28 protein-coding genes are annotated in these 24,259 nt (G+C 63.3%); 10 read left to right on the forward strand and 18 right to left on the reverse strand.

Annotated elements, in window-relative coordinates:
- Window positions 1-71 precede the first annotated feature (71 nt).
- From PQR32_RS05220 to PQR32_RS05230, 3 genes are all read left to right on the forward strand, one after another.
- Window positions 72-308 (forward strand): DUF2783 domain-containing protein, encoded by a 237-nt coding sequence (locus tag PQR32_RS05220; protein ID WP_408222918.1) that lies wholly within the window; start codon window positions 72-74, stop codon window positions 306-308.
- 321 nt (window positions 309-629) lie between these two features.
- Window positions 630-1,106 (forward strand): hypothetical protein, encoded by a 477-nt coding sequence (locus tag PQR32_RS05225; RefSeq protein WP_408222920.1) that lies wholly within the window; start codon window positions 630-632, stop codon window positions 1,104-1,106.
- 92 nt (window positions 1,107-1,198) lie between these two features.
- Window positions 1,199-1,894: a 4'-phosphopantetheinyl transferase family protein gene (locus PQR32_RS05230; protein WP_408222922.1), complete on the forward strand. Its 696-nt coding sequence runs from the start codon at window positions 1,199-1,201 to the stop codon at window positions 1,892-1,894.
- 20 nt (window positions 1,895-1,914) lie between these two features.
- Here PQR32_RS05230 and PQR32_RS05235 read toward each other — a convergent pair whose 3' ends face one another.
- The 3 genes from PQR32_RS05235 to PQR32_RS05245 form a co-directional block, all read right to left on the reverse strand.
- Window positions 1,915-2,766, reverse strand: coding sequence for a 4'-phosphopantetheinyl transferase family protein (locus PQR32_RS05235; protein ID WP_408222924.1), 852 nt, complete (start codon window positions 2,764-2,766; stop codon window positions 1,915-1,917).
- A 12-nt stretch (window positions 2,767-2,778) separates the two neighbouring features.
- Window positions 2,779-3,258 carry a hypothetical protein gene (locus PQR32_RS05240; RefSeq protein ID WP_408204364.1) on the reverse strand — a complete coding sequence of 160 codons (480 nt, stop codon included), beginning with the start codon at window positions 3,256-3,258 and terminating at the stop codon, window positions 2,779-2,781.
- Between the two features lie 153 nt (window positions 3,259-3,411).
- Window positions 3,412-4,077, reverse strand: coding sequence for a nitroreductase family protein (locus PQR32_RS05245; protein WP_408222926.1), 666 nt, complete (start codon window positions 4,075-4,077; stop codon window positions 3,412-3,414).
- Window positions 4,078-4,352: 275 nt separating this feature from the next.
- Here PQR32_RS05245 and PQR32_RS05250 point away from each other — a divergent pair, with 275 nt between their 5' ends.
- Complete coding sequence (locus PQR32_RS05250; protein WP_408223070.1) at window positions 4,353-5,582, forward strand: YbfB/YjiJ family MFS transporter; 1,230 nt, start codon at window positions 4,353-4,355, stop codon at window positions 5,580-5,582.
- A gap of 40 nt (window positions 5,583-5,622) precedes the next feature.
- Here PQR32_RS05250 and PQR32_RS05255 read toward each other — a convergent pair whose 3' ends face one another.
- Window positions 5,623-6,096: an Lrp/AsnC family transcriptional regulator gene (locus PQR32_RS05255; RefSeq protein ID WP_408222928.1), complete on the reverse strand. Its 474-nt coding sequence runs from the start codon at window positions 6,094-6,096 to the stop codon at window positions 5,623-5,625.
- A gap of 394 nt (window positions 6,097-6,490) precedes the next feature.
- On the opposite strand from PQR32_RS05255, the gene PQR32_RS05260 reads away from it, so the two are divergent.
- Entirely contained in the window at window positions 6,491-7,111 is a 621-nt protein-coding gene (locus tag PQR32_RS05260) for a LysE family translocator (protein ID WP_408223072.1), read from the forward strand.
- Window positions 7,112-7,186: 75 nt separating this feature from the next.
- Here the strand turns inward: PQR32_RS05260 and PQR32_RS05265 are convergent, their stop codons facing one another.
- The gene (locus PQR32_RS05265) at window positions 7,187-7,555 is read right to left on the reverse strand and encodes a hypothetical protein (RefSeq protein WP_408222930.1); all 369 of its coding nucleotides are present in this window, start codon (window positions 7,553-7,555) and stop codon (window positions 7,187-7,189) included.
- A 522-nt stretch (window positions 7,556-8,077) separates the two neighbouring features.
- The gene (locus PQR32_RS05270; protein WP_408222932.1) at window positions 8,078-9,133 is read right to left on the reverse strand and encodes a LacI family DNA-binding transcriptional regulator; all 1,056 of its coding nucleotides are present in this window, start codon (window positions 9,131-9,133) and stop codon (window positions 8,078-8,080) included.
- 198 nt (window positions 9,134-9,331) lie between these two features.
- On the opposite strand from PQR32_RS05270, the gene PQR32_RS05275 reads away from it, so the two are divergent.
- From PQR32_RS05275 to PQR32_RS05295, 5 genes are all read left to right on the forward strand, one after another.
- The gene (locus PQR32_RS05275) at window positions 9,332-10,357 is read left to right on the forward strand and encodes a TRAP transporter substrate-binding protein (RefSeq protein WP_408222934.1); all 1,026 of its coding nucleotides are present in this window, start codon (window positions 9,332-9,334) and stop codon (window positions 10,355-10,357) included.
- Window positions 10,358-10,419: 62 nt separating this feature from the next.
- Entirely contained in the window at window positions 10,420-12,306 is a 1,887-nt protein-coding gene (locus PQR32_RS05280) for a TRAP transporter large permease (protein WP_408222936.1), read from the forward strand.
- Window positions 12,307-12,409: 103 nt separating this feature from the next.
- Window positions 12,410-12,949 carry a VOC family protein gene (locus PQR32_RS05285; protein ID WP_408222938.1) on the forward strand — a complete coding sequence of 180 codons (540 nt, stop codon included), beginning with the start codon at window positions 12,410-12,412 and terminating at the stop codon, window positions 12,947-12,949.
- Complete coding sequence (locus PQR32_RS05290; protein WP_408222940.1) at window positions 12,946-14,244, forward strand: ribulose-bisphosphate carboxylase large subunit family protein; 1,299 nt, start codon at window positions 12,946-12,948, stop codon at window positions 14,242-14,244. Before PQR32_RS05285 ends, PQR32_RS05290 begins: the two co-directional genes overlap by 4 nt.
- Window positions 14,245-14,270: 26 nt before the next feature.
- Window positions 14,271-15,617 carry a four-carbon acid sugar kinase family protein gene (locus tag PQR32_RS05295; RefSeq protein ID WP_408222942.1) on the forward strand — a complete coding sequence of 449 codons (1,347 nt, stop codon included), beginning with the start codon at window positions 14,271-14,273 and terminating at the stop codon, window positions 15,615-15,617.
- On the opposite strand, the gene PQR32_RS05300 is transcribed toward PQR32_RS05295, so the two are convergent.
- The 12 genes from PQR32_RS05300 to PQR32_RS05355 form a co-directional block, all read right to left on the reverse strand.
- On the reverse strand, window positions 15,614-16,414 hold the full coding sequence (locus PQR32_RS05300; RefSeq protein WP_408222943.1) for an SDR family oxidoreductase: 801 nt from the start codon (window positions 16,412-16,414) through the stop codon (window positions 15,614-15,616). The genes PQR32_RS05295 and PQR32_RS05300 overlap by 4 nt on opposite strands.
- A 147-nt stretch (window positions 16,415-16,561) precedes the next feature.
- Window positions 16,562-16,717, reverse strand: coding sequence for a DUF3309 family protein (locus PQR32_RS05305; RefSeq protein WP_012429014.1), 156 nt, complete (start codon window positions 16,715-16,717; stop codon window positions 16,562-16,564).
- Between the two features lie 154 nt (window positions 16,718-16,871).
- On the reverse strand, window positions 16,872-18,098 hold the full coding sequence (locus PQR32_RS05310; RefSeq protein WP_408222945.1) for a YbfB/YjiJ family MFS transporter: 1,227 nt from the start codon (window positions 18,096-18,098) through the stop codon (window positions 16,872-16,874).
- Between the two features lie 94 nt (window positions 18,099-18,192).
- Window positions 18,193-18,807 carry a TetR/AcrR family transcriptional regulator gene (locus tag PQR32_RS05315; protein WP_408222947.1) on the reverse strand — a complete coding sequence of 205 codons (615 nt, stop codon included), beginning with the start codon at window positions 18,805-18,807 and terminating at the stop codon, window positions 18,193-18,195.
- Window positions 18,808-18,924: 117 nt separating this feature from the next.
- Window positions 18,925-20,562, reverse strand: coding sequence for an MFS transporter (locus PQR32_RS05320; RefSeq protein ID WP_408222949.1), 1,638 nt, complete (start codon window positions 20,560-20,562; stop codon window positions 18,925-18,927).
- Between the two features lie 7 nt (window positions 20,563-20,569).
- Window positions 20,570-20,857 (reverse strand): DUF3303 domain-containing protein, encoded by a 288-nt coding sequence (locus PQR32_RS05325; protein ID WP_408204379.1) that lies wholly within the window; start codon window positions 20,855-20,857, stop codon window positions 20,570-20,572.
- Between the two features lie 405 nt (window positions 20,858-21,262).
- Entirely contained in the window at window positions 21,263-21,472 is a 210-nt protein-coding gene (locus PQR32_RS05330) for a hypothetical protein (protein ID WP_408222951.1), read from the reverse strand.
- Window positions 21,473-21,655: 183 nt separating this feature from the next.
- Window positions 21,656-21,940, reverse strand: a complete 285-nt coding sequence (locus PQR32_RS05335) for a hypothetical protein (protein WP_132378884.1) — start codon at window positions 21,938-21,940, stop codon at window positions 21,656-21,658.
- Between the two features lie 88 nt (window positions 21,941-22,028).
- The gene (locus tag PQR32_RS05340) at window positions 22,029-22,307 is read right to left on the reverse strand and encodes a hypothetical protein (protein WP_408222953.1); all 279 of its coding nucleotides are present in this window, start codon (window positions 22,305-22,307) and stop codon (window positions 22,029-22,031) included.
- Window positions 22,308-22,984: 677 nt separating this feature from the next.
- Entirely contained in the window at window positions 22,985-23,191 is a 207-nt protein-coding gene (locus PQR32_RS05345) for a hypothetical protein (RefSeq protein ID WP_408222955.1), read from the reverse strand.
- Between the two features lie 316 nt (window positions 23,192-23,507).
- Window positions 23,508-23,717, reverse strand: coding sequence for a hypothetical protein (locus PQR32_RS05350; protein WP_408222957.1), 210 nt, complete (start codon window positions 23,715-23,717; stop codon window positions 23,508-23,510).
- A 183-nt stretch (window positions 23,718-23,900) separates the two neighbouring features.
- Entirely contained in the window at window positions 23,901-24,185 is a 285-nt protein-coding gene (locus PQR32_RS05355; RefSeq protein ID WP_132378884.1) for a hypothetical protein, read from the reverse strand.
- Between the last annotated feature and the right edge of the window lie 74 nt (window positions 24,186-24,259).

A 24,259-nucleotide genomic window follows, 5' to 3' on the forward strand; every position in this document is an offset into this window, starting at 1 on the left:
TCTGGTCGACCGCTTTGCATGGGACCAGAGTAAGGCGCTAAAGCGCCAACTCTGGTCGACAGGAGACAGACATGGCATTGAACACGCAACCGAATCTCGCCCGCCCCGACGATTTCTACGAGGCGTTGATCGATATGCATCGCGATCTGGACGATGCGCAGAGCCAGTCGGCCAATGCGCAACTAATCCTGCTGCTCGCCAACCATATCGGCGATCACGCCACGCTGCTCGAAGCGTTGCGGCATGCCCGCGAAGGCGTGGCCGACGTGTCGGCGCGAAACGGTAAAGCGCGTTCGCTAGCTGCTTAAGCGCATAGCGCGACCACGAAGTGACTTTGCGCAAGGCAGATTTCGGAAGACGTCAATAGTAATGATTTGTTGCGCGCGCTTCGTCTCAAACTCGCAGGAGACAATTCACGATCTCTCTCAATTTGTTCTTTCTGACTATCAGATTCTTCTTAGCAAAGCGGCACATGCGCTGCCTCATACTAGCCGGCTTGTTGAGCGAAGGATGATCCGATCGCATAGGGTGTGATGTTCCGGTGGGCCAGGTTGCTTCGTACCGGCGCACCATGTCCTCGTGCGTTGCCGGTGGGAAATTTCCCACATTCGGCCAGAAAGAGACACGAGATGAAATTGTTTTTGATAAGCGACCTTGTCGTCCAAGAGTTGGCGTCGATGAAAGTCGACGGGAAGTGGCTTTCTCCTGCACAGTTTGCCGAGTCGGCGTTGCTCTGGATTAACCATTACGCGCCTGGCCTGGCAGTGCCCGAATCGTTTTTTTTCGAACTCGAGTGCGAAGTGTTGCAAATTGCCACGCAACTCGCGGTCGGCGAATTAGCGTCGGTCGAAGATTCGCCATTAGCGCAGTTGTTCAGCGACTATCCAACGGTGAATTACGCGCATCCTTTGAGCGCAAAAGCGTTGGCCGCGACGCTGACAGCGTGTCGTGAAAAAATCTCCCGTGACGCTCAGGCAGCAGCGTCGACCGATGCGAACTGGTCGCGACAGTTCGCCGCCTGTGCGAAGAACGCGCCGCAGTTCCTCGGGTGTCATCCCACGCTTTGCCAGTTGATGTGCCACATCGGTAACATGCCGAAGGCCTGAAGCGTCGCTAAAGATGGAGGGCTTCGGACGTTAGATCGGGTAGAGTCGCGGTTATGCGTCCGCGATTGCGCCCATCACGTCCGACCCCTGGCATGTATTCGATCGACCCTGTTCCGCTGCCGCACGATGGCCCGTCCGACATTGCGTTGTGGCGGATCGACATCGACTTCACTGCGTCGCTCGACGCGCCGGCCTTCGCATATCTCAGCGACGACGAACGCACGCGAGCCCGCAACTTTCGCCGCCATGAAGACGCGCTGCGTTTCGCGACCGTACGCGCCGCGCTGCGTGAACAACTCGCGCGGCGGCTCGACATTGCAGCACACGCAGTGCGTTTCGCGCTCGACGCCAATCACCGCCCCCATCTCGCGGATTCGGATCGCTTCGATTTCAATGTATCGCATGCGGGCGCGCACGGACTGATCGCGATGTCGCCGGTTCGGCGCGTCGGCGTGGATGTCGAGCAGCACAGCGACAAATTCAATTGGCATTCGATCGCGGCCTTGACGCTCGATCCAGAAGAAGCCGCGTGGATCGAACGGCTCGACGCAGGCCAGCAGAGCGCTGCGTTTTACGATGCGTGGGTCGCCAAGGAAGCGCTCGTCAAAACGACGGGCGTCGGCATCACGCGCGGATTGCAGCATTTGACGGTGCTGCCGCGTGAGAGCAAGCGCGTGACGCTGCGCAAGCAGATTCCCGCCGACATGCGCGCGGTCGCCGCGCACTGGCTTGCGGCACCGGACAGCTACGCTGCATGCGTAGCCTGGTCGGTGACCGCGTTCCGGTAATCGCAAACAAGCACGGCGCGCTAAGCGTTGGCCCGCCCGAACGCTAAAGCCTTCGGCCAGCCGAACGCATGCACTTGCGTGAGTGGCTGCATGGCCGGCTGCGCAAGCGCGACCGCAGCGCGAATCTTGCCGGCCATCGGCACATCCAGCACATGCCAGCGGCCGTGTTCCGCGAGATCGAACGCACCGGTTGTGGTGTGGCTGAACAGCAGTTCGACATCGATATCGACGGGCGCGTAACGCAGCGCATTGCAAAGACTGCCATAGCGAGCGCGGCGTCGCGAGGCTTCCGGTGTCTCGTCGGGCGACGCGCCTGGCGAAGGCACGACGACGCTCAATCCTAGCGTCGCCGACGCCACGCCGATCACGATCCAGATGCCACCGTACGCGATATCGATCGTGATGCCGCGGCCGTCGCGAGGATGACGCGCACGCAGTTTCTCGTTGCCGTCGTCCTGCAGCTCGACGGCTTGCGGCTCGCAGTCGAACAGATTCCCAACGATCCAGCGCACCACCACGCGCGCACTGATAAAGCGTTTGCGCAACGCGGCGTTCGGATGCAGCCGCGCACGCTCGCGTTCGCTCTTCGACAGCCAGCTATCGCCTTCCTGCACGGGCACCGGCAGCCATTCACAGCGGAACCGCCAAAGATGCAACTCGCCTGCGCGCGGCGCGGCGACGTTGTACGGATAGCTGCGTGTCAGCGGATGAGACAGGAATGCGGGTGCAGCCGCGGCGGCAATAGGGGGTGCGATGCGGGCGGGCTGCACGGCATGTTCGGCAGTACTGCGTTCAGCGGCGACTTCGCGCGACTCGCCGCCGTCGCGCATACGCGAAATCGCCGGGCAAGCCTGGTCCAGTTCCAATGGCATAGGCCTGCTTCCTCAATGCATGTACGTGACGCGCCGGGCTTGCACGTCGAGTTCCACACCGGCGTCGAGCAGATCGATGGCGAACCAGCGAATCAGCTTCAGGACGCCACTCACCGCGGGCGCGGGCAGCCATTCGTTCAACATGCGCAACGCGGCGCCGCTATGCGTTTTTTGCAGCAGCGCGATGGTCTGCAGGATCACCGCTTCGTCCTTGCCGAGATCGCTGGCGCAGCGGCAGCGCATGTCGAGCGGTCGGTACGACACGTGCATCAGCGAACGCATCAGCAGATCGAAGTGCTCGATGCCGTCCTGTCGCAGACCGACGCCGCTGAGAATGTCGCGCCAGTGCACGCCGCCGCGCGCCGTTTCGCAAGCGGGGCGCAGCCACGTGCGAACGGCGCTCAGGACGGTGCGGTCGGGTGCGTCGGCGGTATCGGTCGGATGATCGTCGATCAGTTCCGGGCGGCTGCTGTGTTGAGAGCGAAAGTTCATCGTTGCTCCTGAATGGACACGGTCCAATGAATCGCGCCGGCCGGATGGGACGGGTGCCGCGTCGCAGGCCAGCGCTTGTCGCGTGCGACGGATGGGCGACGACGCAGAGCCTGCGCCGGGTGCTCACGTTTGGTGCCGCTACCGGCGCTTGCTTCAGCTTTGAGGTGGCTGCGTCGGCAGCCACTCGCGCACGTGCGCGCTGCGCGCCGGACGCGCCGGTGCTTGCCCCGGCGTTTTCGGCGTGCCGACAAACAGGAAGCCGAGCAGGCGCTCGTTCGGCGCGAAGCCCAACGCGTCGTGCAGGCGCGGTTCATAACTGTCCGGACCGGTGGACCAGAAGCCGCCATAGCCGAGCGCATGGATCGCGTTGAGCATGTTCATCGCCGCCGCGCCGGCGGCCAGCAATTGCTCGATCTCAGGCACCTTCGGATGCGCTGAGATCGCCGCACCGAGCGCGATCACCAGCGGCGCGGCGAATGCCTTCTGCCGACGATGCGCATGCGCCGAACGCGGTTCGTCCGGCGAGCGGGCGCAGGCGAGGTCGACCAGCACGTCGCCGAGCGGCCCGCGCGCGTTGCCGCGAATCGTCACAAAGCGCCACGGACGCAGATTGCCGTGGTCGGGTGCGCGCAAGGCGGCGTAAAAGATCAGGTCGAGTTCGGGGTCGGCCGGACCGGGCTCGGTCAGCGGCCATTGCGATTGACGCGACAGCAGGACTTCGAGCGCCGCCGGAGCATTTGGCCCGGCGCCGGTGGCTGGCTTTGCCATCGCCGGGCGCTGGTTTTCGGTTTCGGGGCGGCTGATGTCTAGCGTCGTCATGATTTCGGGTTCGGCGGATGGAATGGGCTGAATAATGAGCTAATTTGCCAGTAAATGCAAATCATTCGCATTTAGAAAAACGAGTCTGTGAATTGGTTAGGCGCCTGCCCGGCCCTCGATGCGAAACGCGGGCAACTTGGGCGGTCGAAGGGCAATGCATTAACGCAACTAACGGTCAACCGCGCCCGGCGCCCGCGGATATGATGGCGAAGTGCCGAATTCAGCCTTTCTGGCAAAAGCGGCTTGCAGCCTCCATGCCCACTTTCGCTTGCCACATGCCGACAAAAACACTCGACGCCGCATCCCCTTCCAAGGCCACCGAAGCGGCGCAACGCCTCCCCACGCTGATGCTTGCCGCGGCCCTGTCACTGGGTAGCGCGATCGCGCTCGGGCTTGCCCGCTTCGCGTACGCACTGCTGTTGCCGTCGATGAAACTCGACCTCGGCTGGAGTTTCGCGCAAGCCGGCGCGATGAATACGGCCAACGCGCTGGGTTATCTGCTCGGCGCGCTGGCTTTTCCGCGTCTTGCGCGCCGCTGGTCGGCCGGTGCATTGTTCGGCGGCGGTTGCGTGGCCACCGCGCTACTGATGGCCGTCAGCGGTCTGCTTTCCGACACGGACCCGCTGCTCGCCTTGCGCGTGATCACCGGCGTGAGCAGCGCGGCGGTTTTTATCAGCGGCGGCGTGTTGGCGGCGCGGCTTGCATCGGCGAGGCCGCACGACGCCGGGCTCGTCCTCGGCTTGTATTACGGCGGCACGGGATGGGGCATCGTGGCGTCGTCGGTGCTGGTGCCGCTGACTATCTTCAACGTCCCGCACGGCTGGCAGTTTGCGTGGTTTGCCCTCGCGCTCGCGTGCGCGGTACTCGCCGCAGTGGCCATCGGCGCCGCGCGAAAAATCGAGAGGCTGCACGCGACGGCGTCGTCGGCCACGCAATCACACGCCGCCGCCGATGCACCCCGTTGGCCGCGATTCAGTCTCGCGCTGGCGGGCTACGGCTTGTTCGGCGTCGGCTATATTGGCTACATGACGTTCATCGTCGCGCTGCTGCGCAACGCGGGCATGAGCGCCGCTGTCGTCACGTGCTTTTATCTGCTGCTCGGCGTGGCGACCGTGGCCTCGGCGCGTGTGTGGTCGGGCTTGCTCGACCGCATGCGCGGCGGCCAGGCGCTCGCGGTGCTGAACGCGTTGCTCGCGGTCGCGACGCTGCTGCCCGCGCTGTTCACGCAACCGTGGGTAGCGTTCGTGTCCGGCGTGCTGTTCGGCGCGACGTTTCTCTCCGCCGTGGCGTCGACCACGGCTTTCGTGCGCCACAATCTGCCCGCGAGTCATTGGGCCAAAGGCATCAGTGCGTTCACGATCGTGTTTGCGTTCGGGCAAATCGTCGGACCGATGGTGATCGGCTGGGTCTCGGACGGCGCAGGTCTCGCGCGCGGGCTCGTCTATTCCGCGCTGCTGCTCGCGGCGGGCGCGGCGCTGGCGGCGTGTCAGAAGGCGTTGCGCTGAATGTGAATCCGCGCATTCACACAAGTGCGCCTCACGCTTTTCACACCTGCACGGACGGAATGCTCTTCATGCAACGCAAGGCGAACATCGAGCGGCTATGCCGGATGCCGGCGATCTTGTAGAGCTTCTCTCGCAGAAACCGCTCGTAGCCCGCCGTGCCATCGACCGCTACCTTCACCAGATAGTCGTAGTCGCCCGACACGAGATACGCCTCCAGCACTTCGGTCAGCGTCGCCAACTCGGCGCCGAAGCGGGCGAGGGCGTCGTCGTCGTGGCGGTCCAGCGTGACTTCGAGCAGGACGATGTCCGCGAAGCCGAGCTTGTGCTGATCGAGCAGTGCGACGTAGCCGCGGATATACCCCTCCGTTTCCAACTGACGCGTGCGATTCCAGCACGCAGTGGTCGACATGCCGACCAGTTCCGCCAGTTCGGCATTGCTCAGGCGCGCGTTTTTTTGCAACTCGCGCATGATCTTGCGGTCCTGGTTGTCGAGCGGGCGATTTCGTGTACTCATGGGCGTCACGGGAAGCTTGTTCTGGAAAATTGCATTCTAAAGGAAGATCGTCCCGACATCGCACGGGAAGCCTATTGCTTTAAGAAGCCTATCCAGCGTGCGTCCCGGTATATTTTCAGAGTGCATTCATGCCCGGGACAACCGTCCGGGCCGCGGTCCTCGCGACCGCGGCCTTGCGCGGCCACAAGCTGCCATCCGGTGTCTTGCTGCCTTTCACAGGAAGGCAGCACGCGGGCGAATTGCGGCGTCACCAGCGCCGTAAGACGCGCTCGCCGGGCATGGACGCATGTTCCTAACCGAATGCTTGCCAGCATGATCGTCCGCACCAACGGGTTCCTCGACCCGCGCAGATAGCGGCGGCGTGGACTGGCATGCCGCAACCACACGCCCGCCGATGTCGATCCAGTTGTACGTTTCATTTCTTCTCACTTCTCTAGTCCTCGTCTATTCCCCCGGTCCCGTCAATGTGCTGACGATGAGTCAGGCGCTCAGCGCCGGTTGGCGCGCCGCGTTGCCCTGCGTGTGGAGCGGCACCTGTGCGGTGCTTCTGCAACTGCTCTTTACCGCGTTGTGCCTGAACTCGCTGTTGCTGATCGACGAGCGCGCATTGACCGCGCTGCGCTGGGCAGGCGCGATCTACCTGGTGTATCTCGGTTGCAGGCAATGGCGCAGCGGGAATCTCGCGACGCCGGCCGCCGACGCTCAGCAACGAAGCTTGTTCTGGCGCGGCTTCGCCACCTCGGGACTCTATCCGAAGACGCTGCTGTTTTTTCCGTCCTTGTTTCCGCAGTTCATTAGCGCTCCTTCGGATGAGGCGCACTGGTCCGCGAATCAGCAATATGTTTTGCTGGCCGCGACATTTGCATCCGTGTTCGCGTTGGGCGTGGCGTCGACGGCAATTTTCTCGCACCGCTTGCGCTCCGTTTTACAACGGCCGAAGCGGCTGCGCGTCGTGAATCGTTTAATGGGTAGTGTGCTGGTCGGCATGGGTGCGCTGATGGCGGCGGTGCGCTGAGCGTGTCAACTACATTGTGCGGCGAACACCACACCACGCGCCGCCTCGAATTAAAAGCGACGCGTGGCTCCTCGATCAACTTGGTTTGGTAGGCGCTTTGACCGCGCTCTGTACCGCGACATTGCGATAGACGTCGCGGCAGAATTGCATGCCGCTTTGATGCGTGCCGTTGACAGCGGCCGCGATGCGCACCGTTCCCTCGACATGCTGAGCCGGCGGATTGACGCGTGCGGCGTCGATCGCGAACGGATCGGCAGGCGACGCGCGCATGATGCCGATGCCCTTGATCGTCACGGCAAGGCAAGGGTCGGGCAGTTGCGGACCGTGGCTGGCGGCGACGTCGAAACTGATGTTCAGTGTCCAGAAACCCTCGTGAATATCCTGATGAATAATGACGGCTTTCACCACGTCCTGGTGTGACAGCGTGTACTCGTTGCTGGCCATCGGTCCCTCCTTGCCTCGCACGCATTCTGAGATGCTGAACGTACGTGTGCGGATATGGCATTTTGCGCGGACTAGGGAAGGTTAGTTTTACGCGCCATTCCTCGCAGCGCAAGCGGAAAGATAGGTGCCGTCGATGCATCGGCACGCGAGCATCGAACGGACGCGCGAAAGGCGGCGCCCGGACGCGGGCGTCGCCTTTCGCGCTGCAACCGCGTGGGGGCTGCGGCGCAGTAAAACGAACCTCGGATCAACTCCGCAAACGAGCAGATTTCAACGGATTAATGGAAGATGAGGTACAGGATGACCAGTACGATCAACGGGACGCCAAGCAACCAGCCGAGAAGGTAAGGCATGATGTGATCTCCTTTCGTATCGAGGTTTGAATACGAAGGTAATTCAGCATCCGGCGTGCCTGACGTGCCTGACGTGCCATTTTTGAGCCAGCGGAGCCTGCTCGATGCTTGCACATACCGCACCGAACATCATCCCATGCAAGTCTGGATCGACGCCGCCACGACAATTTCAAGGCAAATTCTCCCGTAGAACGATGCTGAATTGCACCGGCTTCACGTCACTCATCGCGTCACGCTTCTCGCGCACGTTGCGAAAAATACGCAGACAATTTCCCACCATGGCTTGCGGCGTTTGCGTGATCAACGCATCCATGGTGCCGTCGATCAGCAACGCTCGCGTGTCAGGCGTCAAACCATGGCCGACAAACAGGATCTTCTGCTCAGAGCGCGCCTCGACAATCGCACGCGCCACGCCATCCGACCCGCCGCCGCTGTTGTAGATGCCGGCAAGATCGGGATGCTGCTCCAATAGCTTGCGCGTCTGCATATAGTTGCGTTCGCTGTCGTCGTGTCCCTCACGCAATCCGATCACGCGCACTTGTGGAAACGTCGATTCGACCAAATGCAGAAAACCGATCTCGCGTTCCTCATGCCCGCGATAGTTGAGGCTGCCCGCGAGCATGGCGATCTTCCCACTCGGCCGAGGACCCATGAACCGCCCTAGCAGCAACGCTGCCGTGCGTCCAGCCGAACGATTGTCGATGCCCACATAAGCCAGCCGCCGCGCGTTCGATAAATCCGAAATCAGCGTAATAGCCGGTACGCCCTGGTCCGCCAACGCATTCACCGCGTCGCGCACCACAGGATGTTCGAGCGCCATGAACACCACGCCATCCGCGCGCTGTCCGTAGTGCAACAGCCGGTCGGCCAGTTCCTTCGGGTTGAAACTCTCGACGTAGTGCACACGGCACTTCATATCCAACGCGTTCCACTGATCGTGTGCGAAGTCGATGTAGTCGCCGAGCATATGCAAGTAGCGATTGGTGCCGGCGGGCAGCAGGAACGCGATACGCATCGGCTTCGAGGCGGGCACGACGGGCGCCTCTGGCGTGAGCAGATAGCCGAGCTGGGCGGCCGCTTGCAGCACGCGTTGCGCCGTCACGGCGCGCACGCCTTCACGGCCATTGAGCACGCGATCCACCGTGGCGGTCGAAACACCGGCGGCGCGCGCAATGTCGGGAATGCGGGCGCGCGCGGCGGCGGTGAGGTGAACCGTTTCGGACATAGCGGTCCTTCGCAGAAGGGAAGTCCATCAAAAAACATCAAGTTCGCGGTTTGACAGCGCTTACCGCGCACGCCTAGTCTTGCAGCTATCACGCGACGACTCAGCACCGGCGACTGGCAATCAAGGTGTAGCGAGCGGGCGATGATGGTTTTTGATGGATTCGACAGTCACATCAATTATAAGCAAGGAGACGCTCAAATGATCAACCTCGCGAGACGCACCGTGCTGCGTGCCGCAGCCGCCGTGCCGGTAGCCAGCGCGTTGGGCTTCCCGGCAATCGTGCGCGCGGCGTCCGGCCCGGAGTTCGTGTTCAAGTACGGCAATAACCTGCCGCTCACGCATCCGCTGAACGTGCGCTCGCAGGAAGCGGCCAATCAGATCAAAGAGGCGTCGAAAGGGCGCATGGAGATCCGGATATTCCCTAACAACCAGTTGGGCGGCGATACCGACATGCTCGCGCAGGTGCGCAGCGGCGGCATCGAGATGTTCACGCCGTCGGCGCTGGTGGTGTCGACGCTCGCGCCATCGGTCGCGATCAACGCGGTGGGCTTTGCGTTCAGCGACTACAACCAGGTGTGGAGCGCGATGGACGGCAAGCTCGGTGCCTACGTGCGGGCCGCAATGCAGAAGGCCGGCCTCGAATCGTTCGAAAAGATGTGGGACAACGGTTTTCGTCAGACGACGACCAGCACCGGCGCGATCACGAGCGCACAGAACATGCGCGGTCTGAAGATTCGCGTGCCGGTGAGTCCGCTCAGCATCGATATGTTCAAGGGACTCGGCGCTTCGCCGACCAGCCTGCAATTCAGCGAGGTCTATTCGTCGCTGCAAACGCATATCGTCGATGCGCAGGAAAACCCGCTGCCGATCGTGCAAGTCGCGAAGCTCTACGAAGTGCAGAAGTATTGTTCGCTCACCAATCACATGTGGGACGGCTACTGGTTCGTGCTGAACCCGCGTGCGTGGCAACGCTTGCCGAAGGATCTGCAGGGCATTGCCAGCGACGCGTTCAACCAGTCGGCGCTCAAGCAACGTGAAGACGTGCGCAAGCTGAACGACGCGGCGGTCGCGGATCTGCAAAGCAAGGGTCTCTCGATCAACCGTCCTACGCCGGACACGTTCCGCACCGCGCTGCGCCAGGCGGGTTTCTACGCCGAATGGAAGAGCAAGTTCGGCAATCAGGCGTGGGACCTGCTCGAACAATCGGTCGGCAAGCTGGCCTGATCGTGCTGCATACAGGTGAGCCTGAGACGAAGCGCGGCGAGGCGCCGCGAGGAGACAGCAGGATGTCGAATCACGCATTGAATCCGGCGGACGCGGGCGTGCCGTTGCGCGCGGCGAGCATGCCGCGCCGCTGGCTAAGGAGTTTCGATCGCGGCCTGATCGCGCTCGTCGAAGTGTGCGCGGCGGCGCTGCTCGCCATGGAAATCGTCGTGATGCTCGCGGGCGTGGTGTGCCGCTACCTGCTGCATCAGCCGCTCGTGTGGTCGGATGAACTGGCCGGCATTCTGTTCCTGTGGCTCGCCATGCTCGGCGCCGTGCTCGCGTTGCGCCGCGGCGAACATATGCGGATGACGGCGCTGGTCAGCCGCCTGTCGCCGCAGCGGCGCGCGTTCGTCGACACGCTGGCGATCGCCGCGTCGATCGCATTGCTCGCGCTGCTGATCGCTCCCGCATACGACTATGCCGCCGGCGAGGCAGCGATCGTGACACCCGCCTTGCAGATCAGCAACGCGTGGCGCGCGCTTGCGTTGCCGATCGGCGCGGCGCTCATGCTGCTGGTCGGCCTGAACCGCCTTGCCCAGGTGAGTCGCGTGCGCGACGTCGTGATCGTGCTCGCAATCACGGCTGTATTGGCCGCGGTGGCCGTGTTCGCCGGGCCGTGGTTTCAGACGCTCGGCAAAACCAACCTCGTGATCTTTTTCGTCGGCGTGGTGGCGATCGGGATTTTCTCGGGCGTGCCGATCGGTTTTTCGTTTGCGCTCGCCACGTTCGGCTATCTGGGCCTCTCGACCTTTACCCCGCTCGAAGTCGTGGTCGGCCGCATGGACGAAGGCATGTCGCATCTCGTGCTGCTCGCCGTGCCGCTCTTCGTGTTCCTCGGCTTGCTGATCGAAATGACCGGCATGGCGCGCGCGATGATCGAGTTTCTCGCGAGCCTCGTCGGTCATGTGCATGGCGGTCTGTCGTTCGTATTGATCGGCGCGATGTACCTGGTGTCGGGCATCTCCGGTTCGAAAGTGGCGGACATGGCGGCCATCGCGCCGGTGCTGTTCCCGGAGATGAAAAAACGCGGCGCTTCCGAAGGTGACCTGGTCGCGCTGCTCGCCACGACCGGCGCACAAAGCGAAACCATCCCACCGAGCATTGTGCTGATCACGATCGGTTCGGTGACGGGTCTGTCGATATCCGCGCTCTTCACCGCGGGCATGCTGCCGGGCGCGGTGCTCGCGCTGATCCTGTGCGTGGTGGTGTGGTGGCGCTATCGCAAGGAAGACTTGAGCGGCGCGCAGCGATTCAGCAAGCGGCAGATCGGCCGTCTGTTCATCGTGTCGTTGCCGGCGCTGGCGTTGCCGTTCGTGATTCGCATGGCGGTGGTCGAAGGCGTGGCGACGGCGACGGAGGTGTCGACCATCGGTATCGCTTATTCGATGCTGATCGGCCTGCTGATCTATCGCCGCTTCGAGTGGCGGCGGCTCGGCCGCATGCTGGTGGATGCAGCGACGTTGTCGGGCGCGATCCTCTTCATTATCGGCTGCGCCACGGCGATGGCCTGGGCGCTCACGCAATCCGGCTTTTCGCAGGACCTTGCGCAACTCATGGGCTCGATGCCCGGCGGCGCCTACGGTTTTCTCGCGGTGTCGATCGTCGTGTTCGTGATGCTCGGCAGCGTGCTCGAAGGGATTCCCGCGATCGTGCTGTTCGGGCCGCTGCTGTTTCCCATCGCGCGGCTCGCGGGCGTGCATGAAGTGCATTACGCGATCGTCGTGATTCTGTCGATGGGCGTGGGCCTCTTCTCGCCGCCGTTCGGTGTCGGCTACTACTCGGCGTGCGCGATCAGCAAGGTCAATCCCGACGCGGGCATTCGTCCGATTGTCGGTTACATGGGCGCGTTGATCGTCGGCCTGATTCTGGTCGCGGCGATTCCCTGGATTTCGATCGGGTTTCTCTAAGCAGGTCTCTCAAGTTTATTAACAGGTTCGACCTTCGGGCGCTGCGTCCTCGCCGCGCCGGGGCGTCGCTCGTCTTTCAACCCCGCAGCATCGGGAGAGTTTCATGAGTCGTTTCTTTGGCGAAATCCGGCAGGCAGGCTACGTGGTGCGAGACATCGAAGCCGCAATGGACTACTGGAGCCGCGTGCTCGGTGTCGGTCCGTGGTTCTACAACGAACGCGTGCCGATCGAGAACTACACCTACCGTGGGCAACCGTACGAGGTGCATAACTCGGTGGCTCTGGCGAATTCGGGACCGTTGCAGGTCGAACTGATCCAGACACGCAACGACGCGCCGTCCATGTATCGCGACTTTCTCGCCGCGGGCCATACCGGCTTGCAACACAACGCGTACTGGACCACTTCGTTCGACTCCGATCTCGCGCGCCTGCAGGAGCAGGGTTTCAAAGTCGCGATGAGCGGCGAAGTGGGGCGCAACGGGCGCTTCGTCTACTTTGATACGGAAAATCATCCCGGTACCGTGATCGAGTTGTCCGAGATTGCAGGGCCAAAAGGCAAACTCTTCGACATGATCTACGCGGCGTCGCGCGATTGGGACGGCCGCGAGCCGGTGCGCCGCTTTCCCGATCTGGGCACGCTATGAGCGGGACGCTGCAACCGCTGGCCGTACACGACGATGCGCTCGAGGCGGACTATCTGATCGAGACGCCGCTCGATCTCGCGCGCGTCGCCGACGTCATGGCCGGCGAGCAATCGAGTGGGACTTTCGTGCGCGTTGCCAACGAATCCGATGCGCTGCGCGCGCGCAGCCGCGCGAGCGTGCTGCGCATCGAAGAACTGGAGGCCGCGGCGCGGGCCAGCTTGCCGAACGCATGGCTCGAGCGTCAAGGCACGCCGGGGCCGTGGCGGCGTGCGCGCATCACGCTGTCGTTTCCGCTGGCCAATATCGACGCCAATCTGCCCACGCTGGCCGCGACCGTCGCCGGCAATCTGTACGATCTCGGCGAAGTGACCGGCATGCGGCTGCTGTCGTTGCGCTTGCCGGCTTCGTATCGTGCGCGGTTCGAATTGCCGCGTCATGGCGTGGCCGGCACGCGCGCGCTGACGGACGTGAAGGACAGGCCGATGATCGGCACCATCATCAAGCCGAACGTGGGTTTGAGCGCGGCGGAAACGGCGGCGCTGGTGCGCGAACTGTGCGAAGCGGGAGTCGATTTCATCAAGGACGACGAGGTGTGCGCGAATCCCGCCCATGCGCCGCTGGCGGAGCGTGTGCGGGCGGTGATGGCCGAAGTGCGCCGCTACCGTGAACGCACTGGCCGTCCTGTGATGATCGCGTTCAATATCACCGACGATCTCGACGCCATGCGTCGTCACGCGGAACTGGTCGAGCGCGAAGGCGGCAGTTGCGTGATGGCGAGCATCAACTGGTGCGGCTTTTCCGCGCTCCAGACGCTGCGCCGCGCGACGCCGCTCGTGCTCCACGCGCATCGCAACGGCTACGGCATGATGTCGCGCGATCCCGCCTTGGGGATGTCGTTTCAGGCGTATCAGACGCTCTGGCGTTTGAGCGGCGTCGATCATATGCACGTGCATGGCCTTGCCGGCAAATTCGCGCAGAGCGACGCCGAAGTGATCGAGTCGGCGCGCGATTGCGCGACGCCGCTCGCCGCCGGTTGCGACGATGCCGTACTGCCGGCGTTTTCATCAGGGCAATGGGCCGGCACCGTGCAAGCGACATTCGACGCCGTGCGCTCCACCGACCTGCTGTTCATGTCGGGCGGCGGCATTCTCGCGCATCCCGATGGTCCGGCAGCAGGCGTCACGAGCGTGCGCCAGGCGTGGGCTGCGGTGCAGGCGGGCACGCCGCTGCCGGTATACGCCGAGCACATGCCCGAGTTGCGGCGCGCGTTGGCATTTTTCGGCAGCCGCACGTGAACGTTTCAGGCGACTCGGAACAAAACATGAGCGAGGAAGCGAACGGCGACAGTCCCGCCTACGCCTTCTACGGCGACGACTTCACCGGCGCAACCGACACGCTCGCCCATCTCGCCCGCGCCGGTTTGCGCACCATGCTGTTCTTCGCACCGCCGGATGCCGCGCGTCTTTCGATGCTCGGCCGGCTCGATGCGCTCGGCGTAGCGGGCGCCGCGCGGACCATGCCGCCTGCCGCGCAGCGGCAGGAACTCGAGCGTGTCGGCGCCGCATTCGCTGCGCTCGGCGTGCGGGTGATGCACTACAAGGTGTGCTCGACGTTCGATAGCGCGCCGGAAACCGGCAGCATCGGCGTGGCGATCCGCGCTTTGCGCGAGTACTGCGCGAACGAACTCGTCGCGGTGGTCGGCGGTCAGCCGAATCTGCGGCGCTATTGCGTGTTCGGCGAACTCTTCGCGGCAGCCGGCGCGGACGATAGCGCGCAGTCGATCTACCGCATCGACCGTCATCCGACGATGAGCCGTCATCCCGTCACGCCGATGAACGAAGCGGACTTACGCGTGCATCTTCAGCGCCAAGGTGTGAAGAATGTGCAATCGATCGACTGGCGCTGCTACGCGCACGGCGACGCCGAACTTCAAGCGCAGGTGCAGCGCCGCCTCGATTCGAAACCCGACGCCGTGCTGTTCGACGTGCTTGAGGATTCACATCTTGAGGCGATTGGCCACGTGATGGCGCGTCACGCCATGGAATCGGCGCCGTTGCTCGCGGTCGGCGCGAGCAGCGTCGCGCAGGCTTATGCGTTGGCGCATGACAACCGCGTTAAAGATGCCGCTGCGGAAACCCGAACCACGCCGCTGTTGCCTCGCGCGCGCGGCCCCGTATTCGTGCTGGCGGGCAGTCTCTCGCCATTGACCGAGGTGCAGATCGGCGCGGCGCAGTCCTATCTGCGTGTGGAACTGGACCCACTGAAAATGACTGGCGACGCCGCCTCCGGCTATCTGGCGGAGCGCGTGGCGGCAATAGCCGGACCCTTGCGCGACGGACGCAATGTGCTTGCTTTCACGACGCGCCGCGCGTCGAGCGGAAGCGGCGCGCTGCCGCAACTCGCGCACGCCTGTGCGTCACTCTTGCAACAGGTACTCGGCGCCGTGCGATTACAGCGCATCGGCATTGCGGGAGGCGACACGTCGAGTTTTGCCGTGCGCGCGCTCGGCGCATGGGGACTGTCGTATCTCGCGCCGTTATCGGCGGGCGTCACCGTGTGCCGTCTCCATGCCGATCGCGCGGAACTCGACGGCATGGAGATCATGCTCAAAGGCGGGCAAATGGGTGACGCGGATCTGTTCGAGCAGCTGCTCGAAGGCAACGCTTAACCGTTGTCGGCGAACCCCGGATACAGCGTCATGCCGCCATCGACGAACAACGTCGTGCCGACCACGTAGTCGCTTTCATCCGAGGCGAGCCAGACGGCGGCCTTGCCGATGTCGTCCGCTTCGCCCACGCGGCCGTAGGGAATCAACTTCAATAGTTTCTGCAGCGCGGGCTGGGTGTCCCACGCGTCCTTGTTGATCGGCGTGCGAATCGCGCCCGGCGCAATGGAGTTGACGCGGATGCGTTCGGGCGCGAGCTCCTGGGCGAGCGATTTCATGAACATCTGAATGCCGCCTTTGGACGCCGCGTAATTGACGTGCCCGCCCCACGGAATGACTTCGTGCACCGAGCTCATGCAAATGATCTTCCCGAGCGCTTTGGACGTGGCTTTCGGTCCACGCCGCCGGAACTCTTTCACAGCCGCTTGTGCAGTCAGGAACTGGCCGGTGAGATTGGTCGCCAGCACCTGTTGCCAATCGTCCAGCGTCATATCGGCGAACGCATTGTCTTTCTGCAAGCCCGAGTTCGCGATCACGATATCGACGCTCCCGAAACGCGCGCGGCATGCCGCGAACATCCTCTCGACCTGAGCGGGATCGGAGACGTCGGCCTGAGCCGCGAGTGCGGCGCCGCCTGCTTGCTCGATCTCGCGCGCGAGTTGCTCCGCGTCTTCGGCATGTGAGTGATAGTTCACGACGACGGCCGCGCCCGCATCCGCGAGCGCTTTGGCGACGCCAGAACCAATGCCCGAACTGGCGCCCGTGACCGGCGCGACCTGATTCGCGAGTAACTTTTCCATCGCGGCTCCCGGCGTGACAAGGTGGCAATGTCATCGGCCATCGACATAGCCAGGCCGCCGGATATCCATGCGGCGAACTGCGGAGATATCCGGCGGCCGACCCGATTTCAAAGAATGCGGGTACTACGAAACGCTACGCAGCTGAGGCTATATGACGCCGACGACCAGCAATACGATCACCACGATCACGACGAGGCCTAGACCGCCCGTAGGACCGTAACCCCACGCACGACTGTGCGGCCACGTGGGGAGCGCACCGATGAGCAGAAGAATCAGCACGACTAGAAGAATAGTTCCCAACATATGAATGACCTCCGCCTGGTTGATTGGACCTGCCTTCACGACAGCTACGCAAGGCACGCCTTGTGGGCGTTCCTGCGAAGGCAGTATCGGTGTCATGATTGAGCAAGCCGCATGCCCAAAGCGAAAAAGTCGAGCGGGCAACGTCGGAAACCACTCACACCGCGCTGTGGCGTGCGGCGCCGATACGCGACGCAAGCAGATCAGCGGCGAAGGCGATACCGAGCGCCACCGCTCCACAGGTGAAAATCAACGCGTAGTCGTTATGCGTATGCGAGAAAAGGTACGAGTACCCATAGCCGCCGAGCGCCTGGAAGAGCGCGAAGGCCGTCGTCGCGCGACTCCATGCGGCCCGCTGTTCGGTGTGATCGTGCGGCACGAGTTCATGAATCCGGCCGAGCACGAGCGGCACGATGCCTGGCGTGAAGATGCCGAGAATCACAGTCGAGGCGGCCAGTACGAGCGAGTTGCCCGAAAACGCGAGCATGGCGACCGCGGCCGCTTGCAGAAGCAGTCCGACGCGGTATGCCTTGCCGAAGCCGATGCGATCGGCCACGTTGCCGCAGATCACCGGTCCGGCGATCGCAGCGAGGCCGTACAGCACCCAGTAATCCGCGCCGATTGCGGCGCCGCGTCCCAGGCCGCGAGCGATATAGTCGACGAGCAGCACCATCGCCGGTACGAGGCCGAGGGCGTTCGCCGCGTATTGCGCGTACAGCACGCGCAGCGTGAAGCCTTGAGGGCGCACTGCGTCATGCGCGCCGGACGGCACGACCGCTGCGGGCGGATTCGTTGAAGGCCAGCCGAACCAGCTCAACGCGGTCAGCACCAGCGCCACCACGCCGAGACCGATCCACGTAGTGTGCAAACCATAGTGAAGCAGCTTCGGGATCAATGTGCCGGATGCCGCGATACCCAAGCCGAGTCCAAGAAAGATCATGCCGCTCACGAAGCCACGGCGCGGCGCCGGAATGTGCGGAAGAATCGACGTCGCCACCAGCACCATGATCGCGCCACCGGAAATGCCCGACAACAAACGCCACGTGAAAAACCAGCTCACCGAAAGCGGATACGCGCAGGCGAAGAAGGCGGCCGTCACCACCGCCATCAGCATGCGCAACGCGCTGCGGTTCGACAGCGCCGCTGCGAGCGGACGGCCGATCAACGCGCCGACCAGATAGCCGGCGAAGTTCGCCGCGCCGAGCGTCACCGCTTGCGACGAGGTGAACCAGTGCGCCTGGATCAGCGAGGGAATCAGCGGCGTGTATGCGAAACGGGCGAGGCCGATGGCGACGAGACTGCCGCACAGTCCCGCGAGCGTTGCGAAGAGCGCGCGGGCATCGAGTGAGACTGGACTGTCGGACGTTATCGGTGCAGCGGACATGACGGTTCCTTTACCGGTGCGCGCGCTGGTAGCGGCGCTGCCGGATGTCGGTGGGAAAGCGAAGCGAAGGGGCGCGCCTTGTCAGGCGCGTGGCTCAGACGTCGTTGTCTATCGCCGGTAGGGCAGGCAAACCGAGCAGCAGCAAAACCGGCGCAATCGCGCCAATGAGCAGCGCCTGTTGCGGATTGACCCGCGCGAGAACGCGAACGCCGATCAACGTGGCTAGCAGATGAGTAGCGGCGTCATCGGCGGAAACGATGGCGGTGATCTCGCCGCTCTCGCCGGCCGCAACCATGCGGCGGTAGAAAAACGCGCGGATTTCTGAGAATTCCGTGGCGACGATTGCGCGGAATGCTTCGTCCTCCGATGTGGTTTCCAGCGCCGAGTTCACCAACATGCAGCCGCGCTGGGCAGGATCGGCGAGCGTTCGCTCCAGGATCTCGTGGAAGAACATCGTGATGCCGAGAGCCGGCGATACGGACTGTTCCAATCGCCTGATCCGTTCCCGCAACGTGTGCTCGAGATAATGCTCGAGCGCGCGCACATACAGCGTGCGCTTATCGCCGAACGCGTTGTAGAGGCTTGGCTGCGTCAGGCCGGTTGATTTGACCAGATCGCGCGTGGAGGTCGCCTCGTAGCCCTTCGTCCAGAAGGCCGCGCTGGCGGCTTCCAGCACCTCGTGTTCATCGAATCCGCGGGGTCTTGCCATGGTGAATGTCCTTCCAGCGTCGCTAACGGCGATTCTGTATCAGTCGATATAGAACGCGATTATATATCGACTGATACAGAACGCAAGAAGAAGATTCGAGGACAGCCGGCGGCGCGCTCAAAGCGCGCTGCGGTGCGGTGGAAGGGTCTCGGCGGGCGGTTGCCCATCCGGTGCGAGTTCGGTTTCCGGATAGCTGATCCGCACGGGCGGCACGAACCACGCGAGGCACAAACCGATCAGCGCGGCGGCGCCGGCCACCAGAATGCCGATGTGAATGGACTGCACCAGCGCTTCGCGCGCGGATCTCATCATGGCGTCGCCTGACTGGCCGGCACTCACCAGACGATTGATCAGCGCGGCCTGTTCCGCGCGATCCACCAGCAGTTCGGGACTGGCGAAGGATTTGAACCACTGCGTTGCCTGATACGAATCGAGCGAGCGATGCACCCCACGCGAATAGAGATGGGCGAGCAACGCGCCGGTCATCACCGTGCCGAGCATGCCGCCGAATGTCCGCAGCGATTGAAGTAGTGCGGTGGCCGCGCCGACATGGTCCCGCCCGACGATCTGCTGCGAGCAGACGGTCAGGCTGGTCGCCACCAGCCCGAGACCGAGTCCGCTGATGCCCATGCACGATGCCCACACCAGATGCGGCTCCGTGCCCCGCAATACGACCACGCTGAGACATGCGAGCGCGGACAGCGCAAAGCCGGCGTACATGATGCCGTTCGCGCGGCGGACCCGTGTGACGATTCGATTGTTGAGCACGCTGCCCACGGTCGTGCCGAGCAGCAATGGTGTGATCAGCATGCCCGAGTCGTGCGCGGACATCGCGTAGCCGCCCTGAAACAGCAGCGGCACATAAAACACCAGCGAAAAGAGTGCGAAGCCGCCGAGCACCGACATCGCGAACAGCGCGGAGAGCTTGCGATCCATGAGCATGTCCACCGGCACGATCGGATAGCCGATGCGCCGCTCCCATAGCCATAGAATCAGCCCACACGTCGCGGCCACGATGGTCAGCACGATGGTCGTCGTGTCGATCCCGCGCCTCGGAAACAGTTCGATCAGCACTTGCAGCGAGCCGAACGTGACCGCGAGCACGAACGCGCCGAGCCAGTCGAGCCGCACGGGACCTTTGCGCCGTAGATGAAGCAGCGGCGGCAGAAAGCGCTGCACGAACAGCAGCGATACGAGTCCGACCGGCACGTTGACGAAAAACACCAGCCGCCAGCCGCCGTACTGCGTCAACATTCCGCCGAGCGTCGGCCCGATCATGTTGGACACGCCGAACGCGGACGTGACGAACACCAGCCAGCGCAGCCGCAGTTTAGGATTGGGAAACAGATCGGCGACGGTGGCGAACACTGTGCCGATCAGAATGCCACCGCCGATCCCTTGCAGGCCGCGAGAAATCACCAGCAGCAACATGCTGCTGGCAAAGCCGCACAACACAGAAGCGCCCGTGAACAACAGGATCGCGGCGATCAGAAACCGCTTGCGGCCGAACAGATCGCCCAGCCGCCCGAAGATGGGAATCGTGATGACCGAGGCCAGCATGTACGACGTCGCGACCCACGCGTACAGGTCGAAGCCCTTCAGTTCGGCGACGATACGCGGCAGCGCGGTGCCGACGATGGTTTGATCCAGCGCCACCAGCATCGCGACAAATGCGATGCCGAGCATCGCAAGCAGCGATTCGCGGAACGGCAGCAGTTGCCCGCTCGGAAGCGGCGCGGCGAGCCCGGCGCTCATGGCGTGCTTACTTGTTACCCGCTGCGGCATATTTGCCGAGGGCGCCGCCCAGTTCTTCGTCGGTCAAGGCCGGGGAGATGTTCATCGTGAGCAGGTCGCCCCATTCGAGCGCCAGCGCCGCCATCGCGCCCGTGTCGTCAGACTCGACGATCGCAACGCCGTGCAAGCCGCCGATAGCGTGCCAGCGTCCCAGCAATTTGACTCCGTCCGGCACCCGGCCGCCGGTCTTCATGAAACGTTCGATGACGGAACTCTCCGCAGTCGGCAGACCGTTCCATAGGACGATAAATTTCATTGCGCGTCTCCAATCCGAAATGGCGATGCCGGCTCGTGGCGCGCTGCCATCGTCGCTTATGGGTACGGCGCGTCGAGGATGCAGCGCGCCGTGTTCACTCCTGCGCCAGCAAGCTGTCCGGATAGTGCGTGCTATTGGCGGACAGCGATAAAAAAACCACGTGGCGTCCTAAGCATCATAGGTGAGCGCAGGGCGGGCGGCGTCGCCGCGTGCGGACATTCACCAGGCTAATTGAACAAGCGCTCGTTCATGGCGAAGAAGCGAAGAAGGGTGTTGCTGGATGCGGATAGCTCGCGCGTCGTTGAGGATGTCTGGTTGTTGCGATTCACCTTCGGCAAAAAGCAAACGGCACGCGTGTGTGACGCGTGCCGTTGCTGTGACTGTGCAGCGGTGGGGCCAGGCGCGCTACGGTTTGCGCCGCATGGCCGCTGTGGCAATCGTCTGATGCACCCCGGGGAACCCCGGCGGATATTCGACGACGCGTGCCGAAGCCGGCACCAGCGGCACGGCCGCGTTCAGCCGCGCGCCGATACGCGCGCCGCCGACGATGGCCGCCATCGCCTGACGGTCGAGTTCGACGCTATCGTTGAGGTCCCTGATGATCAGCTTGGTCATGGTGGCTCCAGGAAAGAAGTCGAGCGGCGCGCCGGTGCAAGGCGCCGGCCGCCGCTCGGGTGTGTCGTGAAATGTGCTGAGGTCTCCCCGCACTATCAGTATAGGAAATCTGTCTGCCGCCCGCTGGCCGGTGACAACCTGCCGGCAGTAGTAAGGCCCCCCGGCCCTCGCTACGGCAAGCGGTCACACGTTGGCGTAGTTGGCGCCCCACAGCGACGGGCTGACGTTCAGGTGCAGCGGCACGAAGCCCGCGCCGATCACGCCGACGTTGTTGAGTGCGGCGACGTTGACGTACTGCAGCTGGTTGAGGTTCTGGTTGATCGAGACGTTGACGTTGGCAATGCCGCCAAGGCCGGCGACCGAGGGCAGGCCGGGCACGCTGCTGCCGGTGCCGCCGGCCACCGCCGACATGGCGCGGCGGTCGAGCTCGCGGGTGCCGGACAGATCGCGAATCATGAGGGATGACATGGTGCTTCTCCAAAGGTGCGCGGAAGACGGGGGTAATCGGTGGCAGGCGAAGCGCGCCGGCGAGCCGGGCGCCTCGCGTCGCCGCGTATTACACGTGGATGTTGTTGCTCGTGGAGATGTACGGGTTGACGGTCGAGCTGATGCCGGTGGCGAACGCGACGTTGTTGCCGTTGGCGTTCTGCAGGTTCAGCTCGTTGTTGATGAGCTGGGTGGCGTCGACCTTCTTGCTGTTGTTCGGGGCAAAGACGGGGCTGAAGTTGAAGTACGACGAGGACGGATAGTAGCCGGTGCCGCCGCGCACGGCGCTCATGGCCTTGCTGTCGAGTTGTTCGGTGATGGACAGGTCTTTGATCATCAGCGTGTTCATGGTGAGTCTCCAGAAGGTAAAGGTCAGGGTCTTGCGATTGGGTGCGAGCAACTTGTCTGCTCGGGTGTCACTAATGCACGGGCTGTGCCAGTTATATTCAAGGTTCCTAAGAAAGTTGGTGGAGGCCTGCTGCACAGGGGTTTCGCGTTGCAGTACCGGGCTCGCACCGGCGCTCGGCCGTGCGGAAGGGAAGAACGACAGACGGCATACGCCCGACAGACCACCCCATGCTGTTGGATATCGCACGACACGGGCAGTGGCGAATGGACTCACTCCGGCCGATGGCGGTCAAACTTCGAGATGACGCACAAGATGTCGAACGGGAACCGAAGACAGCGCGCGAGAGATTCGCGGCACAGCGCGTTCCGTTGTTACGCTGTCGCCGGCGCGGATCGCTTCAACGATTGCCCGATGCTGTCGCAGACCGGATGGCTTCGTGCGAGGAATTCGATGGATTGGTTGGCCTGGGCGAAGCGGTGGCCGAAGAGATATCGTTCAACGTCGGGACGTCGAAGGGTGAGCGTCAAACCGACGCCGCTTGAAACGGATTGCCTGGCAAGAGGCAAGCATCGATGAGAACACGAGACGCGGGACATTCACCCCGTCAATGGACAGGCCCCCTCCAACGGCGAAGACGTCGAGGGGGCCTGTTTCTAATTGCGGACATCTCGCGCGTCCTACAGGTACGGTCCTTTAATACGCCCTTCGAAGATGGCGGTGTTGATTCCGAAGTCGTCGACTTGGCCGAGAGGGCCATGGTCGACGGTGACAATGACGGAACGGCCGCCGCGTAGCGCCTTCATCTGCTCGGCGGTGAGCGTCATTTCGTCGTGTGCGTGATCCGCGGAACGCGGCAGGTCTTTGATGATGAGCGTGGATTTCATGGCGTTACTCCTGAACGTGGATGGGCGAGCACAGTGCAGTGCTCAGCCCTCGTTCTGCAAGGGCTATGCCAATTTGCGTGCGATGAGCGAGGAAACCGAATGCGAGGCGGCAACACAAGGGCAGCAAGCGATAGACGTCATGCGTTCGCCGAGCATGATGTTCAGTGAGCGCGAATTTCGACGGGACTGTTCGGTGAGGCCCGACCAATCGCGGGCGGAATGTCGGCTTACGGCGCTCCGTTGGCAACAAAAGCAAACGGCACGCGTGTGTGACGCGTGCCGTTGCTGTGACTGTGCGACGCCGAAGCGAGGCGCGCTATGTTTTGCGCCGCATGGCCGCTGTGGCAATCGTCTGATGCACCCCGGGGAACCCCGGTGGATATTCGACGACGCGTGCCGAAGCCGGCACCAGCGGCACGGCCGCGTTCAGCCGCGCGCCGATACGCGCGCCGCCGACGATGGCCGCCATCGCCTGACGGTCGAGTTCGACGCTATCGTTGAGGTCCCTGATGATCAGCTTGGTCATGGTGGCTCCAGGAAAGAAGTCGAGCGGCGCGCCGGTGCAATGCGCCGGCCGCCGCTCGGGTGTGTCGTGAAATGTGCTGAGGTCTCCCCGCACTATCAGTATAGGAAATCTGTCTGCCGCCCGCTGGCCGGTGACAACCTGCCGGCAGTAGTAAGGCCCCCCGGCCCTCGCTACGGCAAGCGGTCACACGTTGGCGTAGTTGGCGCCCCACAGCGACGGGCTGACGTTCAGGTGCAGCGGCACGAAGCCCGCGCCGATCACGCCGACGTTGTTGAGTGCGGCGACGTTGACGTACTGCAGCTGGTTGAGGTTCTGGTTGATCGAGACGTTGACGTTGGCAATGCCGCCAAGGCCGGCGACCGAGGGCAGGCCGGGCACGCTGCTGCCGGTGCCGCCGGCCACCGCCGACATGGCGCGGCGGTCGAGCTCGCGGGTGCCGGACAGATCGCGAATCATGAGGGATGACATGGTGCTTCTCCAAAGGTGCGCGGAAGACGGGGGTAATCGGTGGCAGGCGAAGCGCGCCGGCGAGCCGGGCGCCT

Origin of the sequence: Paraburkholderia dipogonis, assembly GCF_046027395.1 — a bacterium.
GTDB lineage: Bacteria > Pseudomonadota > Gammaproteobacteria > Burkholderiales > Burkholderiaceae > Paraburkholderia > Paraburkholderia dipogonis_A.

What these genes read in the sequence shown, in the direction of transcription:
- PQR32_RS05235 (WP_408222924.1), bottom strand. Translation starts at nt 2,766, where the DNA reads ATGCCATTGGAACTGGACCAGGCTTGCCCGGCGATTTCGCGTATGCGC.
- PQR32_RS05295 (WP_408222942.1), top strand. Translation starts at nt 14,271, where the DNA reads ATGAGCGAGGAAGCGAACGGCGACAGTCCCGCCTACGCCTTCTACGGC.
- PQR32_RS05265 (WP_408222930.1), bottom strand. Translation starts at nt 7,555, where the DNA reads ATGGCCAGCAACGAGTACACGCTGTCACACCAGGACGTGGTGAAAGCC.
- PQR32_RS05320 (WP_408222949.1), bottom strand. Translation starts at nt 20,562, where the DNA reads ATGAGCGCCGGGCTCGCCGCGCCGCTTCCGAGCGGGCAACTGCTGCCG.
- PQR32_RS05305 (WP_012429014.1), bottom strand. Translation starts at nt 16,717, where the DNA reads ATGTTGGGAACTATTCTTCTAGTCGTGCTGATTCTTCTGCTCATCGGT.
- PQR32_RS05245 (WP_408222926.1), bottom strand. Translation starts at nt 4,077, where the DNA reads ATGACGACGCTAGACATCAGCCGCCCCGAAACCGAAAACCAGCGCCCG.
- PQR32_RS05345 (WP_408222955.1), bottom strand. Translation starts at nt 23,191, where the DNA reads ATGAAATCCACGCTCATCATCAAAGACCTGCCGCGTTCCGCGGATCAC.
- PQR32_RS05285 (WP_408222938.1), top strand. Translation starts at nt 12,410, where the DNA reads ATGAGTCGTTTCTTTGGCGAAATCCGGCAGGCAGGCTACGTGGTGCGA.
- PQR32_RS05355 (WP_132378884.1), bottom strand. Translation starts at nt 24,185, where the DNA reads ATGTCATCCCTCATGATTCGCGATCTGTCCGGCACCCGCGAGCTCGAC.
- PQR32_RS05275 (WP_408222934.1), top strand. Translation starts at nt 9,332, where the DNA reads ATGATCAACCTCGCGAGACGCACCGTGCTGCGTGCCGCAGCCGCCGTG.
- PQR32_RS05230 (WP_408222922.1), top strand. Translation starts at nt 1,199, where the DNA reads ATGTATTCGATCGACCCTGTTCCGCTGCCGCACGATGGCCCGTCCGAC.
- PQR32_RS05250 (WP_408223070.1), top strand. Translation starts at nt 4,353, where the DNA reads ATGCCGACAAAAACACTCGACGCCGCATCCCCTTCCAAGGCCACCGAA.
- PQR32_RS05310 (WP_408222945.1), bottom strand. Translation starts at nt 18,098, where the DNA reads ATGTCCGCTGCACCGATAACGTCCGACAGTCCAGTCTCACTCGATGCC.
- PQR32_RS05325 (WP_408204379.1), bottom strand. Translation starts at nt 20,857, where the DNA reads ATGAAATTTATCGTCCTATGGAACGGTCTGCCGACTGCGGAGAGTTCC.
- PQR32_RS05330 (WP_408222951.1), bottom strand. Translation starts at nt 21,472, where the DNA reads ATGACCAAGCTGATCATCAGGGACCTCAACGATAGCGTCGAACTCGAC.
- PQR32_RS05240 (WP_408204364.1), bottom strand. Translation starts at nt 3,258, where the DNA reads ATGAACTTTCGCTCTCAACACAGCAGCCGCCCGGAACTGATCGACGAT.
- PQR32_RS05220 (WP_408222918.1), top strand. Translation starts at nt 72, where the DNA reads ATGGCATTGAACACGCAACCGAATCTCGCCCGCCCCGACGATTTCTAC.
- PQR32_RS05225 (WP_408222920.1), top strand. Translation starts at nt 630, where the DNA reads ATGAAATTGTTTTTGATAAGCGACCTTGTCGTCCAAGAGTTGGCGTCG.
- PQR32_RS05315 (WP_408222947.1), bottom strand. Translation starts at nt 18,807, where the DNA reads ATGGCAAGACCCCGCGGATTCGATGAACACGAGGTGCTGGAAGCCGCC.
- PQR32_RS05280 (WP_408222936.1), top strand. Translation starts at nt 10,420, where the DNA reads ATGTCGAATCACGCATTGAATCCGGCGGACGCGGGCGTGCCGTTGCGC.
- PQR32_RS05300 (WP_408222943.1), bottom strand. Translation starts at nt 16,414, where the DNA reads ATGGAAAAGTTACTCGCGAATCAGGTCGCGCCGGTCACGGGCGCCAGT.
- PQR32_RS05290 (WP_408222940.1), top strand. Translation starts at nt 12,946, where the DNA reads ATGAGCGGGACGCTGCAACCGCTGGCCGTACACGACGATGCGCTCGAG.
- PQR32_RS05270 (WP_408222932.1), bottom strand. Translation starts at nt 9,133, where the DNA reads ATGTCCGAAACGGTTCACCTCACCGCCGCCGCGCGCGCCCGCATTCCC.
- PQR32_RS05335 (WP_132378884.1), bottom strand. Translation starts at nt 21,940, where the DNA reads ATGTCATCCCTCATGATTCGCGATCTGTCCGGCACCCGCGAGCTCGAC.
- PQR32_RS05260 (WP_408223072.1), top strand. Translation starts at nt 6,491, where the DNA reads ATGTCGATCCAGTTGTACGTTTCATTTCTTCTCACTTCTCTAGTCCTC.
- PQR32_RS05340 (WP_408222953.1), bottom strand. Translation starts at nt 22,307, where the DNA reads ATGAACACGCTGATGATCAAAGACCTGTCCATCACCGAACAACTCGAC.
- PQR32_RS05255 (WP_408222928.1), bottom strand. Translation starts at nt 6,096, where the DNA reads ATGAGTACACGAAATCGCCCGCTCGACAACCAGGACCGCAAGATCATG.
- PQR32_RS05350 (WP_408222957.1), bottom strand. Translation starts at nt 23,717, where the DNA reads ATGACCAAGCTGATCATCAGGGACCTCAACGATAGCGTCGAACTCGAC.